The sequence below is a fragment of the Pseudomonas fluorescens genome, assembly GCF_004683905.1.
Classification (GTDB): domain Bacteria; phylum Pseudomonadota; class Gammaproteobacteria; order Pseudomonadales; family Pseudomonadaceae; genus Aquipseudomonas; species Aquipseudomonas putida_A.
The window spans coordinates 4,871,340-4,885,693 of the sequence record NZ_CP038438.1 but is presented as its reverse complement, the minus strand read 5'-3'; the positions used below and the strand labels follow the sequence as shown (position 1 = coordinate 4,885,693).

Annotated in this window: 7 protein-coding genes; 5 read left to right on the top strand and 2 right to left on the bottom strand. The window is 60.9% G+C overall.

Annotated elements, in window-relative coordinates; genetic code table 11:
- The first annotated feature begins 480 nt into the window (after positions 1 to 480).
- From E4T63_RS22410 to E4T63_RS22390, 5 genes are all read left to right on the top strand, one after another.
- On the top strand, positions 481 to 957 hold the full coding sequence (locus E4T63_RS22410; protein ID WP_177416203.1) for a CS1 type fimbrial major subunit: 477 nt from the start codon (positions 481 to 483) through the stop codon (positions 955 to 957).
- Between the two features lie 105 nt (positions 958 to 1,062).
- Entirely contained in the window at positions 1,063 to 3,585 is a 2,523-nt protein-coding gene (locus tag E4T63_RS22405; protein ID WP_135296490.1) for a CS1-pili formation C-terminal domain-containing protein, read from the top strand.
- A 28-nt stretch (positions 3,586 to 3,613) separates the two neighbouring features.
- A complete protein-coding gene (locus E4T63_RS22400) occupies positions 3,614 to 4,870 on the top strand; it encodes a hypothetical protein (RefSeq protein WP_135296489.1) in 1,257 nt (418 codons plus the stop codon).
- Between the two features lie 59 nt (positions 4,871 to 4,929).
- Positions 4,930 to 5,688 carry a molecular chaperone gene (locus tag E4T63_RS22395; RefSeq protein ID WP_135296488.1) on the top strand — a complete coding sequence of 253 codons (759 nt, stop codon included), beginning with the start codon at positions 4,930 to 4,932 and terminating at the stop codon, positions 5,686 to 5,688.
- 1 nt (position 5,689) lies between these two features.
- Positions 5,690 to 6,181 carry a CS1 type fimbrial major subunit gene (locus E4T63_RS22390; protein WP_135296487.1) on the top strand — a complete coding sequence of 164 codons (492 nt, stop codon included), beginning with the start codon at positions 5,690 to 5,692 and terminating at the stop codon, positions 6,179 to 6,181.
- Between the two features lie 48 nt (positions 6,182 to 6,229).
- Here E4T63_RS22390 and E4T63_RS22385 read toward each other — a convergent pair whose 3' ends face one another.
- A complete protein-coding gene (locus tag E4T63_RS22385; protein WP_135296486.1) occupies positions 6,230 to 10,912 on the bottom strand; it encodes an NEL-type E3 ubiquitin ligase domain-containing protein in 4,683 nt (1,560 codons plus the stop codon).
- A gap of 165 nt (positions 10,913 to 11,077) precedes the next feature.
- Positions 11,078 to 14,191, bottom strand: a complete 3,114-nt coding sequence (locus E4T63_RS22380) for a transglycosylase domain-containing protein (RefSeq protein WP_096795547.1) — start codon at positions 14,189 to 14,191, stop codon at positions 11,078 to 11,080.
- Between the last annotated feature and the right edge of the window lie 163 nt (positions 14,192 to 14,354).

Sequence of the window (14,354 nt, the reverse complement as noted above, 5' to 3'; positions counted from 1 at the left end):
AGATATATCTTTAGGCGTTGACAAGGGTTCCTGACCAACGGCGCTCACCTGACCGATCGAATCTGCGGTCGAAAAAACCGGAAAATGATCAAGAAAACGCAGTATTAAATCCCCCGGCAAAGGCGCAGATTAGTGCTGATTCTCTAATATTCCGTTTCGCCCTTTGTTTCCGGGAAAGTGTGGTACATGTCTTACGGAAGTTGCTACCAAGTTGTGGCGCATGCAGTCATTCGGCTGGCGCGCTGTAGCCTGCTTCTTACAGTTGAACAGGAACTTTCCTGAATTTCGCGGTTTTTTCTTTCTCATCTAATAGCGTCCAGGCTACAAGGTCGCAGGACGTTGCCTGCTTACTTTGAAGATAAATTGGTTGAACATTCTTCGGCGTTGAAAGTTAACGGTGAGCACTGACTGCTCGTGACTGTTCAGTTCGCCTTGACTGCTCGACGACTCAACTAATTTATATAAGACAGGTATTCAATGATGCTCAAGAAACTCGCCTTTGCCGCCCCTCTGACTGTCCTGGCCATGAGCGCCTCGATGGCGTTTGCCGCCACTGAAGCCAAGCACTCCATCAGTCTCGTGGCGCACGTGCCGGCTGACGACTTCTATGCGGTGCCGGTGGATGCCGATCTGGTCAACAAGGATCAGGACATGAGCTACAACCCGGCCACCAATTCGATGCGCGAAGTCAACGGGCACTTCGACGTGCTGCACACGGCCGGCAAGGTTCATGCACGTCTGGAAGGTGTGCCGAAGCTGATTGGCGGTAACAACACCATCGACCTGAAAGTCGAACTCAACGGCAAGACGCTGACCACCACTTCGCAGGAAGTGGTCGGTGATACCGAGTCCAATACGCGTTATCGCGCGCCCTTCAAGATCAGCGCTACCGGTGCCAAACCGGCCGCTGGCGATTACACCGGTGTGGTCATGCTGGTCGTCGAACCTTCGGTTTGAGTCATAACGGCAATACCTGACGTTACTTGTCCAGTAACGTAACCGGCCGGCAACTTTGAAGTTGCCCGGCCGGGCTTTTACTTCCGGTAATCAGAGTATTAATCCATGTATCCGATGACGCCCATCGCGGCTGCGCTTGCATTGCTTTTGAGCAGCAGCGTACTGGCGGCGCCGCCTCCAGTCGATAATACCCCGCGAAGTTTGCTGGCTCAGGCGAAAGGTCTTCCGGCGGACTTTGAAGAGCATTTCTTTGATGTGCCTTTGGCGGTTCGTGTCGAACTTGATCAACAACCGCTGGGCGAGGCAATGATTGTATTGTCGCGTGATGATCGCATTACCTTGCTCGACTTCACCGACACCAGTGACAGCCGTATCAGTGCCGCCGAGCGCGAAACCTGGGCCAGTCTCCTCAAATCCGGCGTAGCCCTGGGCAACTGCAGCGGGCAATGCCCCGAGCAACTGATGGCGGTGCATTACAACCTGGAAAATTCACTGCTCTCGATCGCCACCGAAAACGCCGAGCGCGATCTGCAGACGCAACGCTTCCATGAGCAGCCCGAGGGGGGCAGCAGCGGTCTGATGCTGCGTAATCAGCTGAACCTCAATGGCGGCCAGAACCAGGATCTGGGCGGACGTTTCGGTCTGGAAGCCAGTGCCAGTCTCGGCAACTGGAGCCAGGCCTTCAATATGCAACTGGCGCGCCTCGGCGGGCCGGACACCAAGACCTATCATGCGGTACACGAGCTTTACACCCAGCGCGAACTGCAGGGCAGTTTTTTCCGCCTGGGCTATTTCACCCCTAATTCCGAAGGCCTGACCCGCCAGCCCCGTTCGTTCGGCACCAGCCCCGATACGGCGGTGGGTGTGATGTATGGCAGCTCCGACAGCCTGGCGGTCGACAGCCCGCGACCCAGCGTCTACCCGATTTTCGTCACGGCCAATCGCCAGGCGTCGGTGGAGATCTATCGCGATGGCCTGCTGATCAATACGCAAGCCGTGCCGGCCGGGTTGCAGACGCTGGATACCCGGCCCTTGCCCGGTGGCATCTATGAAGTCGAAGTGCGCCTGATCGAGGATGGCCAGACCACCGCGACTACTCAGGAGCTGGTCTACAAACCGGTGAACTGGCAAAACCTCGACCAGCGCTGGCGCTATAACGTGTTCGCCGGGCAGGAAAGCAAACTGCTGAGCAATTGGGAGGAACAGCAAAGCGGCGATCTCGCCGCCGGCGCTGCGCTCAACTACCTGCTGCACCCGCGCGTGATCCTTGGCCTGTCGGCGCGTCAGGTACGCGACACCTTGCAGTACGGCACCTCGATCGACTGGAGCCTGGCCGACAGCATCAGCCTCTTCGCCAATCTCTATCAGACCGAAGACCACGGCACCGGCGCCGATGTGCAGGGCCTGTACAACTATGGCGCCGGCAGTCTAGTGGTCAGCCACAACCGCAGCTGGCTCGATACCCGTAACAGTTACGACACGCTGCCCGACGGCACCCGGGTGCGGCAGCGCAATGTGTTCACCGGCGAAACCAGTAACTCGTCGCTGGCGCTCAACCACCGTATCAGCCGCAAGGATTCGCTGAGTGCGCGGGTCTCGCACAGCACAGGCAACGTCGAAGGCGTGGGCATGGACCTGGGCTGGACGCAGCGCACCGAGCTGTTTGGCAGCGATGCTAACTGGCGGCTGTCGCTGTTCGACCGGCCGGGCAGCTACAGCAGTGGCGAAGCGCGTAATCGCGGGATCGACCTGAGCATCAACATGGCGCTGGGCGGGCCGGGGCAGCAGATTTCCGGCAGCATCGGCAGCCGCACCGCCCGCGATGGCGGGCGCGACAACAATGGCTCGATCGGCTATCGCAAGGATCTGCAGAATCACCTTCTGCAAAGCGTTTCGGTCACGGCGCTGACCGACACCTACGGCGTCGGTCTTTCGAGCCTGGCCAACTTCCGTACCGACTGGGTCAATGGCGACGGCTTCGTGCAGCGCTCGTCCTATAACGGCAACTTCACCGGTGGCGTGAACCTCGACAGCAGCGTGATCGTCGGCGGTCAGCAACTGGTCATGACCAGCCAGCATCAGGGCCGTGGCGCCGGAATGATCGTCGATGTCGAGTCGGATATCGCCGACATCACCCTGCGCGCCGACGACCTCAGCGGCGGCAGTTCAGCGCTGCGGCCGGGGCGCAATTTCATCCCGCTCACGGCGTACCGCAACAGTTCGGTGGGCTTCGATTTCGAAGGCAATCATGTTCCGGCCGCCAACATCGAACCGTCTCGCGCCCGCTATCACCTGAACAAGGGCGGCGTGGAGTACCGCAAGGTGCGGGTGATGAAAACCGTCACCGTACTCGGACGCCTGCTCGACCCCCAGGGCCAGCCGCTCAAAGGCCATCACGTGATCAATCACGCCAGTCGCGGGGTCAGCGAAGTCGACGGGTTTTTCTCGATGGAGATGCACGCCGGCTCACCGACCCTCGAAGTGCGCTACGCCGATCAACTGCTGTGCCAGTTCCGGCTCGACCCCGACCAACACCGTAGCGAAAACAACGTGCTGATGATCGGCGATTTGCGCTGCTCGCCGGACACGTTGGCCGACGTCACCCAAAAGGCTCACACCGCGGGTTGATCCGGCCTGCTTCAGGAGATTTGCAGACATGAACGTCTCACCCTTGGCTACATACCTGCGTCGCGGGCTGGCCGCTGTTGTGCTGGTCGCCGGCACGGTATCTGCGGCTCACGCCGAACAGGTGTCGATCACCGCCGAGTTCAAGCCGGACTCGTCTTATCCGCACCGCAACAAGTTCCACAACACCACGCCTTCCAGTGGTTACTGCACCTACGATCCGGCGCAGTGCGAGCAGCACGAAATATTCAGCTTGCAGGTGCCGATTCAGTTCAACGCTCGTGCGCCGATTGCGGCGAATCATCCTTCGCCGCGGCAAGGGGCAACGTTTCAGGTACCCGTGCAGTGGCGTGAGCTGACGGTCTATCACGAGACCACCCGCGAGCCAAAAATCGTCAAGGTGCGGATCGTCGGTATCGGTTCGCGCTATGTGACCGAGAATGTGATGAAACTGGTGGAGGGCGCCGAAGACGATCGCAGCGCCCACAACCTGTTGTGGGGCTTGAGTTGGGTCTATGCTCCGGCGCCCTGTCAGTACAGCGGTGTGGGTTGGTACTCCCCCGATTCATACTCGTTTTTCTGGAAAACGCCAGCGGCTGCTGCCTGTACCAAACAGGCGAAGTTCGATGTGCCGTGGTTGCGTCTGGAACACCTCGATTTTGCCTATGAACTGGTCACCCCCGACCCGCTGGGCATGTCGTCGGGGGACTACAGCGGTTCGCTGACCTACAGCGTCGGGCCGAATGCGGATTTCGATTTTGGCGATGTGATGTTGCCGTCGAGTTCGTCTCTGACCTTGAATTTCAATCTGAATGTACAGCACACCCTCAAGGTCGAAATTCCTCCCGGTGGCGAGAAAGTCCGCCTGGTTCCCAACGGTGGCTGGCAGAGCTGGCTGCAGGCCGGACGGCGGCCGGTCAGCCTGTTTCGCGACCAGACTTTCAACATCTCGGCGTCATCGCGTTTCAAGATGCTGATCAATTGCGGTCCCGGAGTAGGTGCCGAGTGCGGATTGCAGGACAGTAATAATTACCGTCGAGTCGAGCTGTACGTCAGCGTCAGCATGCCCAATGGCATAACCGATCTTGCCGGCCAGCCGGTGCGGCGCATGCCATTGAAGCCCAGCGCCGGGAATGCCCTGTATTTCAAGCCCGGTTTTTATGTGGATCGAGCACCGGGAACCCTGCATTTCGAAGTTCGGCCGCATTCGATGGCAGAGATGCTGCAGCCCGGTGTGAGCGACAGCTATTCCGGCACTGTCATTGTGATCTGGGATTCGGATATCTGATGGGCCATTCAGCGATGAGTCGAGTCGGCATTGTGTTCAACGACCAAGGAATCAAGGTGATGAAGCGTCTGGTGTTAGCAATGGTTTTGAGCGGGCTGCCCTTTGCCCTGCAGGCCGGCCCGCAGATCAATGTCGGGACGGTCTACGACTATCTCGACGGTGACAAGAGCACGTACCTGAAACGGGTATTCAACAGCGGCGACAGCACTGCATTCGTCAAGGTCAACATTCTCGAAATCCTCTATGACGCCGACGGCACCTCACGGGAAATCGAGGTCAGGAGCCAGGCCGACATGAGCAGTCGAGACGGCCTGATGGCCAGCCCCGCGCGGCTGATCGTGCCGGCCAACGGCATGCAGGGTACGCGTCTGTTGATGATGGGTGAGCGTGACCGGGAGCGCTATTTCCGCGTGCGGTTCATCCCCGTTGTCCCGGAAAAGGAAGACGAATTCGCCGTGTCCGCCGAGGAGCGTGAGCAATACAAAACCACCTTGTCGGCCGGGGTCAACGTCATGACCGGTTTCGGTACGGTGTTCTTTGTGCGCCCGAAAGACAGCCGTTTCGACAGCGTGATCGAAGACACCCCGACAAGCTATCGAGTGCGCAATAACGGCAACACCGTGGTGCTGATCGACGAGTTCCGCAATTGTGCGCTGAAAGACGAAACCGCCTGCGAGCCAACCACCAAACACCATATCCGCGCAGGCAACAGTTTCGAGTTCGACAAGCAGGCCGGACGTGAATACCGCTTCAATCTGGTGGAAGGCGACAGCAAGAAGTCCCTGCGCGTAGCCGGCCAATCATCAGGGGGGGCCTGAAATGATCAAGCCATCGTTGATGATCCTGTGCGCGGGCGTTCTGACCCTGTTCAGTGCAGAATCGTTTGCGGCACGCGAAGAGCACCGGTTCGAGGTGTCGGTGGATATTCCGACGCTGGGTTTTTATGTGATACCGGCCGAAACGGACTGGATTCATCGTGAACAGATTCTGCCGTGGAATATCAGCACCAAGAGCCTCGGCGGAATGCGCAAACACTTCGACCTCAGGCACGACACCAGTGCCATCGAGGCCCGCCTGGAGAACGCCGCGTTTCTGTCCAATGGTCGCGAGGAGCAGAACATTTATCTGCGCGTCAGCTTCGCCGATACCGTGCTGACTCACGAGACGCCGCGTCAGGTGGTTTCTGCAGAGCAGGCCAGGGCCGGCGGGCGTTATGCGCTGGAGATCCAGCCGATCACGCCCGCCGGCGGCTACAAGCCGGGGAATTACTATGGCAACGTGCACCTGATCTTCAATGCGGCGGCGCCCTGAGGTTGCCCGGCCTGCCCGATGTGCAACGGGCAGGCCGGCACGCCGTTATCAAAGCCCGGCGCGGGTCAGGGCTTCACGGGTCAGGCGACGCGCGAGCTCTTTTTCGTCATCCGCCAGATCGACCAGCAGCCGCTCGAACAGCGCGTCGCTGATCGGTTCTTCATTGAACACCACGGTTGCCGGCGCCGGCAGATCGTTCATCAACGTCTTGAGCTGTTCGCGCAAGGCTGCGCGTTCCTCGGCCACGGTCGATTGCACCCACTGGCGCTGGATCTCGCGCAGCGATTCAAGGGCTTCGTAGCGGTGCTGGAACAGACGCTTGTTGCTTTCCAGGCGCACGGGATAGCGCTCGCTCAAATACTCTTTCCAGAAGTCGAGCTCAAGCATCTGGTTGACCAGGCCATCACCTTCACCCAGCGCCAGTACCGTGTCGCAGGCCTGATCGATCATCGCGTCAGTGACGCCGGACACCGCCCGGTACAGCATGCCCTCGGACTGCCAGGGCAAGCCGAGACGTTTGGCCAGGCCGGTCTGGTAGGCCAGATAAACTTCCACGTCGTCGGGATTGCCGCCACGGCTGGCGACATCGGCCCGGGCGATTTCGTTGACCTGTTCCAGGCGCGCCGCGCCTTTGGCCAGCGTCACCAGTTTCAGTTCCAGTTCCTTCGGCTCGACCGAATAGGCATGCGCCTCGTAGGCCAGCACGTTCACCCCCATGTGGTTGAACAGCTGCGTACCGGCATCGGCGCAGTCCACCGGCGCCACCACCATGGTGAACAGTTTTTCGCGCAAGCGACTGTCGACGTGCACGGCGTCGAGCATGCGCCAGACGCGTTGCATCAACTGCTCGCGCGCCGTTCCGCCAGCGCGGAAATCGGCAAACTCACGCACGCTGAGCAACGTCGCCATGAACGGTGCGGCCATGGGATCTTCCACCAGCTCTGTCCACGGTGTTTCGCGATCAATGCCCCAGCCCGGCACGTCGGACCAGTAGTCGGCGCCATAGTTGGAGATGATCGAGGTGCCCGGGATGGCGACCGGCATGATCGGCTCCGGTGGCAGTGCCATCGAACGGCGACTGTCCTGGTAACGCAACTGGTTGAGATCAGACAGGGCCGCGACGTCCAGACGTGTGCGCGCCACCAGCCATTGCCCATCGGAACCGCTCGGCACGTCGGGGATTACCGTCAGCGGGTTGCCGCGCAGATCGAGCAGCAGACCGCGTGGCCGAGGCTTGGCCAGAATGCCGTCCGGCCAGGTGGTCAGGCCGGTGTTCTTCAGCGCCACCACTTTGAGGCGCGGCATGCGTGACAGATCAGGCGACAGCCCCAGCGGGTTGTCGTCCATTCTCAGCACTTCGAGGTAGGTCAGGCTGCCCAGCCGCTCGACGGCGGCACGGTCCAGCACAATGTGGTTATTGTTCAGACGCAGACGTTCGAGGCGGGGCATCGTGCTCCCGATGCGGTCCGGCAAGCGCGTCAGCTCGCAGTATTTGGCACTCAGCTCGACCACGTTCGGAAAGTCTTTGAGCAGGCCGTTGGCGTCGGGGGAAAACCGCGCGTTGTCGAGATTGAGCAGCGTGACCTTGTCGAGAAACTTCTTCAGCGGCGGACGTTTCGCCCACCAGGTTTCCAGATCCGTGGAGAGCAGTTCCAGCGACAGGTCCAGCGCATAGGCCGACGGATCGGTGCGGTTGCCCAGGTGCGCGTTCTTGCGTTCGAAGCAGTTCAGCAGACTTTCGTAGATATGCAGCCCGCCACCGTCACGGAACCCCTGACTACCCGGCCCCCAGCTCTCCGGTTGCTGATAGCGCCAGCGATGGACGATGACCCGCAGTTCATCGAGTTCATCTTCATGTGCCTCGATGGCCTTGAGCGGCTCGCCGCGTTCGGTCAGGGCATTGGCAAACGCTTCGACCTCGCTCGGGCTGAAATGCGGATGCAGATCCTGGATGCGTTGCTCCAGCGTGGCGGCATTGCGGCTCAGGCCCGGCCCGCGTACCAGAAACAGGGTGTTGTATTCAGCGATCGGGCGGATCGGCGGACTGGCGAGTAGCGTGCGCCGCTCGCTGGGGGCCTGGGTTCTGGCGATGATCCACTGTTTGAACGGTTCGATGTCGTCGGTTCGATACCCCAGGGCACTGCGGCCATCGTGATTGATCGCCTGCAGGATTGCCTCGTACAGGCCACTGGCAGGGTGGATCGGCAGGTCCGCGCCATCGCGCACTTGATAGCGATCGGCAGCGACCCGCACCAGCACCCGGACGCGCTCGGCGACCGCAGCACCGGCTTCGCAGCGCAACTCGCCATCGAACGTGCCTTCACGGATTTCAATCCGCAGCGCCCCGAAAGTATCGCTGTAATGCCGCAGCGCGCCGAGGATCAGCCGTTCGCTGTCGATATTGCTCAGGGCTTCCTGCTGCAAACCCTGGGCGGCGCGCACGGACTGCAATTCAAACTGCACCTCGCGGGCGGTCGTGCGCAAACGCAAGGGCAAACGACGTTGCGCCGTGGCTTGCTGCTGTTCCAGCGGCCGGGCATGAGACACCACCCGTTCGGCGAGAACCGGCGTCAACTGTGGACAATCCACCAGCACCTGGCTGGCCGCCGGCGACAGTGGCGCGTCGGGCTGCACCGGCCGCGCCGGGCCAAGTCGATCCAGCGTATCGCTGAGCAATGGCGGCGGCGGGGTGTTGTCCACATGCATGCGGCGCAGCATGTCGTCGTCGGTGCCGGTCAGCAGGCGCATGTGCTCCAGTTGCGCGTCGCTGAAACCATCGGTGCGATGGCCGATGCGTCGCATCAGTTTTGGTCCGTCCCACAGACGCGGGTTTTCCGTTTCACAGACCCAGGCCCCGTCGGCGTTGTGCGCAAGCGTCGGTGCGTAGGCCCGGGGACGTCGCGGATGGCGCAGGCGGTGTTTCCCGGAAACCGGATCCTTGGTCACCTCGAACAGGTGTTGATCCAGGCGCAACAGGTGTTTGTCCCCCAGCGTATGAACGCCGTGCGCATCGGGGCGGGCCGGGCTCGGCAGGGTCTGTTCCGGCAGGCGATAGGGCGCCAGATCCGGATTCCACAGGCGGGTCTGGCCATCGGCCAACTGCACCGGTTTCAGGCCTTCGACAAACGACGACAGCTTGACCCGTGCGACACGTCCCAGGCTGGCGCCAGCGGCGAAGGCGCCGAGCTGGACGATGCTTTGCAGCACGCCAATGGCTTGCTCACCCGCTTCGGCCAAATGCCCTTCGGCCATGTCGACGATGCCTTCAAAGACGCCGTCGAGCAGTTGATACGTGGTGTAGGCCAGCATCAATTCGCCGAGCCCCGGCACCAGCGGGGTCACCACCAGCAGCGCCACGTTGAAAATATCCGAGAGGATTTTCCCCAGATTGTCCCACCAGGCCCAGCGGGCCATGCGGTCGGCATACTCGGTGGAAATGGCGATCTCCCGGGCGTCATTGAAAATCTTGTTGAGCTTCTGCTGGTGGAAGTAAGCCCAGAGACTGCCGGTGTAGCGGGTATCGCGGTCGTCCTGGACTTTCGTCAGACGAAAGCGCAGGTCGGGGTGATCCACAGGCGTTTCGCGCCAACTGGGCAGGTGGGTTCCCGGCGGTACGGCGTGCCATTTCACGGTGCTCAGGCGGGCGTTCAACCCTGCAAAAAAATGCCCGCGCTGCTGATGGTTGACGAACTGGCTGAAAAACCGCTGATAGCTGCCGGCAGCGTCGCGGTCGCGCAGTTGCCGCGTCAGTTCCGCCATGAAGTCCAGCGCCGAGGGGTATTGTTTGAGCGAGTGTTCCGGGTCGTGGGGCACATAGGCAATCACCGGGACCGGGGCGTTGGCGGTGTCCACGTCAGGGGCGATGAGGGTGATACCGGTCAGCGCCGTATCCATCATGGCGAGGTTGTAGTAGTTGATGGCACGCCCGCGCCAGCGCAGGTTGCGCCGGTCATCGAGCATGCCCTGAATGACCTCGTAGGCGTCGCGGTCAATGTCCTTTTTTGCCAGAGCCAACTGGGCACAGACGCTCAATGTACTTTTTTGACTGAAGATGACCCGGTACTGCAAAACCTGGCGGGCCACACGGTTGCCCGAGCGCAGAAAATCGTTGAGATGCTGCTCGTATCGGGCGCCGATATTCAGCTCGCGGCACAGTGACTTGAACTGCTCGATACTCACTTTGTGCTTGAGCGGCCTGACCGTGAAGTGGCCGTTGGCATCGGGGCGGGTAATGAACTCCGAGGCCGGGCTGAACGCTTCATCACGGGAAAAATTATGCAATGCAGCGTCGAGCAGCGAGACGGTCCGGCTGGTGGTTGCACCGGCAAAGTCATGGGCCCACCACGCGCTGTTGACGGGGGCGTACAGGCGCAACCAGGTGTTCTCGACGTCGTCCTCGACGCCGAAGCTCTGTCGCAACGCCTGCTGTAATAACGGTTTGGCGAAGGCGTAGACGTCTTGCAGACTGCTCAAGGCCTTGTCCACGTCGTTTTGTGCTTTCCAGGCATTTTGCATCTGCTGTTGCAGACGCCGATGTTCGGCGTCCGATACCTCTTGATACCAGGCCGGCAGTTTCAGTCGGTGCAGCTGCAATTCATTGACCCGCTTTGCTGAGCTTGCGCGCAGCCAGGCCGGGATGGCTTTTTCGATCGTCTGATAATGAACACTGACATCCGGTGAGACGAGGTGCGCCGTGCGTGGCGGTTGCCCCTGCGGGGAAAGGGTGGGCATTGCTGGATCGTCCTTGATCAAAAATGGAACGATCAGCCTAGGCAAGGACAGTGGGTGAAAAAAGCGCAAATACCCGGTTGAAAGCGCCGGGGTTGCGTACGGAGCCTTCGAAAAACACGGAGGGAAAAATACACAGTTACCACCACGCCACGCTGCTTTCGTGGCTTACCGGGCGGCGGTGACCTCCGGCGCCTGGCACATCGTGTGCGTGCCCGGTTGCAGGTATGGCGAAAGGATCGGCGCCATGCCCTTGAGCACTTGCACCGGCAGTGCCGAGGTGAACTTGAAGTTCTCCGCCGAGCGTCCGGGGACGAACGCGGTGAGCGTGCCGAAGTGGTTGTTGCCGATGTAGAACACGAAGGTCGCGGTACGGTTGATCGACTTCGAACTGAGGATGCGCCCGCCGGAGCCGATGGCTTCGATGCGGTTGTCGCCGGTGCCGGTCTTGCCGCCCATCACCAGCGGGGTGCCGTCGGCGGTTTTGAAACTGCCGGACACCCGTTTCGCCGTACCCGAGTCCACCACTTGTGAAAGAGCCTCGCGCATCGCTGTGGCGACCTCCGATGGCATCACCCGTTTGCCCACATGCGGGTCGTTGGTCAGACGCGTTTCATACGGGGTGTCTGCAGCAAAGTGCAGGCTGTCGATGCGCAGGGTCGGCATGCGCACGCCGTCGTTGAGGATGGTGCCGATCAGTTCGGCCAGCGCGGCAGGACGATCGCCGGAGCTGCCGATGGCGGTGGCCAGCGACGGCACCAGATGGTCGAACGGATAGCCGACTTTCTGCCAGCGCTGGTGGATTTCCAGGAACGCTTCGATCTCGAGCATGGTGCGGATGCGGCTGTCACGGGCGCCCTTGTGCTTGCTCTTGAACAGCCAGCTATAGACTTCCTGGCGCTCGAACTGGCTGGCCTTGACCACCTGGCTGAAGGTGGCGTCCGGGTTGTGCAGCAGATAGCCCATCAACCACAGGTCCAGCGGATGGACCTTGGCGATGAAGCCCTGATCCGGCAGATCGTAGGTGCCCGGGCCGTAGGCGTCGTACAACCGGATCAGGCGATCGTCGGTGAGTTTCTCGGTGAGCTTGGCGCCTTTGAGGTGGGCGCGCACGAAGCTGTTGAAGTCTTCCTGACTGGCATTGGGCAGCAGATAACGATGCACCGCGGCCATGCGGATCGGGGTCGGGCGCATGCTGTCGAGGAAGGTGTCGAGGCGCGCCTGGGTGTCCTTGTTCTTGTACTTCTTCCAGAACTTGAGCAGGAACGAGGTGCCTTCGCGGTCAGCGAAATTGGCCAGGTATTCCTGACGTCGCGGATCGCGGTCGTCTTTGAGCAGTTCGGCGCTGCTGTTGGGGCCGGAGTAGGTGACGTAGCGCACCACGTCGCGCATCAGGCGAATGAATGGCAGGTTGATCGACTCGCGCAGCGCATCGCGCAGAGTCGGCAGGCGGCCGTTGTCTTCCTTGCGAAAGTTGTGGAACACATGCAGGCCGCCACCGGTGAAAAACGCCTCGCCGGGGCTGGCCGAATATTTGCGGTCGAGCGCAGCGCCGAGCATTTTCGACAGGTCGTGGTCCTTGTTCTGGATCAGGTAATCGATCACCCACTGGCTGAGGCGGTCCTGATCCGGTACTTCGACCTTCTTCAGTTCCGGCACGCTCATGGCGCCGTACTTGTCGTGCAGTTCGGAGATGATCTGCAGGTAAGTGGTGAGCACGCGCATCTTCGCCGTCGAGCCGAGCTCCAGCTTGCTGCCTTCGTTGATGTCGAACGGCTGGTCGGTGCTGTCGGTCTGCACGCGCACCCGCGAGCCGTCCGGGGTCAGTTCGAACAGGGTGAAGCTGTAGCGCACCTGGGTGGTGCTGGTGGGGGTGAGCAGGCGTTCGCCAATCAGGCCGATCTGCCCGGCAAACGTGGGGTCGGCGAGTTTTTTCAGGTAATCGGTGGCCTGGGTCTGCAACTCGCCCTGCAAGGTGCTGGTGGCTGAGAGGTCGAGGCGATCAAGGTCGTACAGCGGACGGTTGAGCATACTCGCCAGACGACTGCGGGCGACGCTGATGCCCTTGTTGGTTTCGATCGGCTGAAGGGTCGGCTGGGTCTGCCAGTCGCGGTAAGTGACCTTGCTCGCCAGTGCGGCATCGGCCAGCGCGCTGTCGATCACGCCGCCCTGTTTGAGCAGGCGCAAGTGGCTGTCGGTGAGGTCGGCGAGTTCTTCGCGGCCTTTGGTCAGGTAATGCGAAGGGCGGCGCTGGGCGATCATCAGCGAGAGCATTTCGCGCAGGGCCAGGCCTTTGTCGGCCATGGTTTTCGCATCGGTGGCCGGGCTGTTCAGCTGTGCATTGGCCTGGTTGAAATCGCTGCCGTACCAAACCCGCAAACCTTCGGCCATGCCGTGTACTTCACCGTGCCCCGGCACAGCGGAAAGCGGCACGCTGTTGAGGTAGTCGCGGATAATGTTCTGCCGCGCGCCGAGGGTTTCCGGGCCGGGCTGATAGGCGCGCACGCTGGCGGAAATCATCTGGCGGATCTTCTCGGCGCCAGACACCGTCAGGCCATCGGGCGAATGCCGGTACTTTTCCAGCTGTGTCGCCAGGGTGCTGCCGCCCGCCGATTGCCCCGGCAGGTGCAGCAACTTCGCTACCTGCGACCACGCGGCCATGCCGAAACGCGGCCAGTCCACCGCCGGGTTGGCCAGCGGTTGTTTGGGGTCGAGCAGAAAGCGGTTTTCGATGAACAGCAAACTGCTGACCACCACCGGCGGAATCGCCGCAAAACTCGAATACAGCTGCTGCGGGTACTTGTACTGATACAACGGCGCAGCGCGGCAATCGGTGATCGACAGCCCGGCCTGGATCTTTTCCGAATAGGGCACGAACAGGCCCTTGTCGGTGTAGCTCAGCAGCGCGGGTGAAAATCGTGTCTGCTCGGTGATCACGTAATTGCGCTTGAGCAGGCGTGGCAGGAATTCATCGAGAGAGCTGTAGCCCAGACGCAGATCGAACGGCCCGTTGCCCGGATAGCGGATCGCTTCGCTGGGACCGGGCTCCAACTGATATTTGAGCGAGGCGGCGTACTGGCTCAGCTCCCGGGACTGGAAACGCGAGGTACGCATCTCCTTACTCGCGGCCAGACCCACCACGATGGCGATAATCAGCAGCAATAACCAGAACGCCTTCCAGCCATGTCGGCTGCGGCGTTTTTTTGGGGGGACAGGCGCTTCATCCACACGTTCAGTCGGAACCACGGCTTTACTCGAATCGGTTTGCCACAAAGCGCCCATAGTCGATTGATCCATTCACGCAGATTGATCGGACTTGACTGAAGCTTAGACGGTGGTTGGTGATGGGGAAAAAAAAGTGCGGGGAAGCCATCTGAACAAAACTGGAGTCGCTGGCTATTTTGAGTGGAGGTTAACTGTGGTGAGGGGATTTATCCCCGATGGG